Here is a 2,650-nt window from a genome sequence, read left to right on the forward strand (position 1 = left end):
GAGGTGTGCAGCGCCATGGATGGCGCTGCCCAAGCCCTACAGGGATGTATTTACGGGCGTCCTCCACAATAGCCCTTGTAACCTCAGCGCTCTCCAATGCTCAAGCGAAGCAAGTGAGTAGCCTGCCCTGGAGCTACAGGCCGAAGACGATTTTTTCGCTTTTGAGCATTCGGGCTATGTATTTCATGAGCAGCAATGCGGCTGCCAGGGTGGCAATTGCGCTGATGACCGTTCCCATGACGTTTACGTTTTCGCCGCGTATCAGTGACAGAAATGCCTGATGCTGACCGGTTAGCGGGAGATAGTACAGGATTGGGTTTTTAAGGCGTGCGAATTCCACACCAAAAGAAGCTGCCATTGGAATGATCAACAAGAAGCTGATGTAGGTTTGTGCTTCTTTGAAGTTCTTCGCCCGGAAGGACACGAACAACTGCAAGGCGGTAGCAAAGAGAGCTAACGGCACCAGCAGTATGAACATCAACGCCATCATACCGACACTGAAGTTCACGTTCATGCCAATTTCATGCAATGGCACGTAGGCAAAAATAATGGGAATAAGTACCAGTGACAGTATTGCCCCGAACAATGAGAAGGTTGTTGCAGTCAGTGCTTTACCGGTCACGATATCCCAGGTACTTAGTGGCTGACTCAGCAGAAACTCCAGTGAGTTACGCTCGCGTTCACCTGCACTAATGTCTATGGCGACGTTCATGCCGGACCAGAACACGGACAGAATAATAAAGACCAGCACACTGCCCATGATCAGAGCCGCCTTTGAGCCACGGGTTGCCAGGTCCTGTTTCTGCAGTTGTACCGGCTGAATCACGCGTGGGTCGACGCCGCGCAGTGTTAAACGGTATGCGGCTATTTGGCTTGAATAAGCCTGCACTGCCTGCTCTACTCGTTTAATATCGGTTTGCTGCTTTTGTGCGGACCAGTCTGCCCGTAAAGTCACTTCTACCGGTTCTGCTTTACGAACGCTTTCCTGCCAGTTTTCAGGCAAAGTAAGGACTATAGGCGTTTCGGTTTTTGCCCATTCACCCTGCTTCTGGACGACGCCTCGTTCGTTAAGAAAATCAACCAGCTGAGGTGCGTTTTCTTCGCCTTCAATGGTGATTTCAATGTCGGCTTTATCGGTCAGTTGCGTAATCAGAAAAAAGAATGCAACGGCCATTAACAGTGGTCCGAAAAAAGCATAAGACATAGCGGCCAGAACGGAGCGCTTGTCTCGAATTGCATCACGAAACTCTTTTTTCCATACAGAGGTTAATGCACTCATCAGGCTGCTATCCCCTCGTCAGTACCAATTATCTTCACAAAGGCATCTTCCAGTTGTGGCTCACCTGTCATGTCGCACAGCTCTTGTGGGGTTCCTTCTGCGGCAACTTTGCCGTTTGCCATAACCACCACCCGGTCACAAAGTGCTGCAACTTCCTGCATTACGTGGCTGGAAAACAGAATGCAGGTACCCTGCGCACGCTGCTCGCGCAGCACGTCTCGTAAAATACGGGTACTCATTACGTCCAGTCCGCGGCTGGGCTCATCAAGAATCAAGTGCTTAGGGCTATGCACCAGTGCCTGTGCCAACGCTACTTTCATTCTCTGGCCTTGCGAAAAACCGGCTGTACGTCTGTCGGCCAACTCTTTGATGTCGAGCTTTTCTATCACTTGTTCGACAGCTTGCTTTTGCTTGCTACCGGTAAGACCGTGAAGTCCTGCGAAGTAAGCCACTTGCTCACGTACCGTCAAACGCTCGTAAAGACCGAATTTGTCGGGAAATATGCCCAGATTACGGCGGGCATCAATGGGGTTCTGATTCGCATCGACACCTTCAATTTCAGCTTTACCGGTATCGGCCTGCAGTAATCCGTAAATAATACGCAAACAAGTGGTTTTACCGGCGCCATTAGGGCCAAGGAGCCCGGTAATTTCACCGTCTTTTGCCTGAAACGAGAGCGAATCCAGCGCTTGCACATTTTTAAATGTTTTTGTTAGTGCATCTACGTTTATCATCCCTTATAGCCCCGCTGCATTTTGGTTCAGTACGAAAGGCTTAAGACTCTGCTTAGTTAAGCAACTGCCATCTATATTTTCGATTGAGCCCTGCTCAATAAAATCCGCAACAAGTTGATTCGCACATGTATGGCTGGCAATGGTATGGCCTGCGTTTGGCGCAACTAAGTGCTTACTGTTGGGCAAAGTCCGGTGTGCAATCTCTCCCCATTCAGGCGGTGTTACCGGATCTAACTCACCGGATAATAACAATACCGGTTTGTCGCTAACGACAGGATCAGACCAGTAACCAGGTACACTCGATGAGCGCCAACCCGCACACATATCAACAAAGGCGTCGCCGGTGCGACTGCCAATAAATTGATTGTCGCCGTCTTGCTCAAGCAATTCTGGCGTGGCTCGTGGTAGGTCTTCAGAACAGACGACCGACAACATCAACCCCAAATAGATACTGCTTTGAGACATGGTGCCGCCCATGAGTCCAAGAATGGCATGGTAGTCTCCTGCCGCAGCAGAATGGATAGCATAAGGTAAAAGCTGACGAGTGTTCGGGTGGTATAAAGCCACTCGCATAATGGAGCTGAAACGCCCTGGTGTCAGTTTAATTTCGAGAGGCTCGAAGGACAAAGGATCACGT

General features: G+C 50.0%; 3 protein-coding genes. All 3 read right to left on the minus strand.

Annotated features, from left to right (window positions below; all coding sequences use genetic code 11):
* Positions 1 to 133: 133 nt before the first annotated feature.
* On the minus strand, positions 134 to 1,279 hold the full coding sequence (locus B3180_RS04400) for an ABC transporter permease (protein WP_054489958.1): 1,146 nt from the start codon (positions 1,277 to 1,279) through the stop codon (positions 134 to 136).
* Positions 1,279 to 2,013 carry an ATP-binding cassette domain-containing protein gene (locus B3180_RS04405; protein WP_054489956.1) on the minus strand — a complete coding sequence of 245 codons (735 nt, stop codon included), beginning with the start codon at positions 2,011 to 2,013 and terminating at the stop codon, positions 1,279 to 1,281. Before B3180_RS04405 ends, B3180_RS04400 begins: the two co-directional genes overlap by 1 nt.
* Before the next feature lie 3 nt (positions 2,014 to 2,016).
* On the minus strand, positions 2,017 to 2,650 hold a 634-nt coding region (locus tag B3180_RS04410), incomplete at its 5' end, for an alpha/beta hydrolase (RefSeq protein WP_286843258.1).

Source organism: Idiomarina sp. UBA4206 (genome assembly GCF_002383015.1).
In the GTDB taxonomy this organism is placed as follows: Bacteria; Pseudomonadota; Gammaproteobacteria; order Enterobacterales; family Alteromonadaceae; genus Idiomarina; species Idiomarina abyssalis.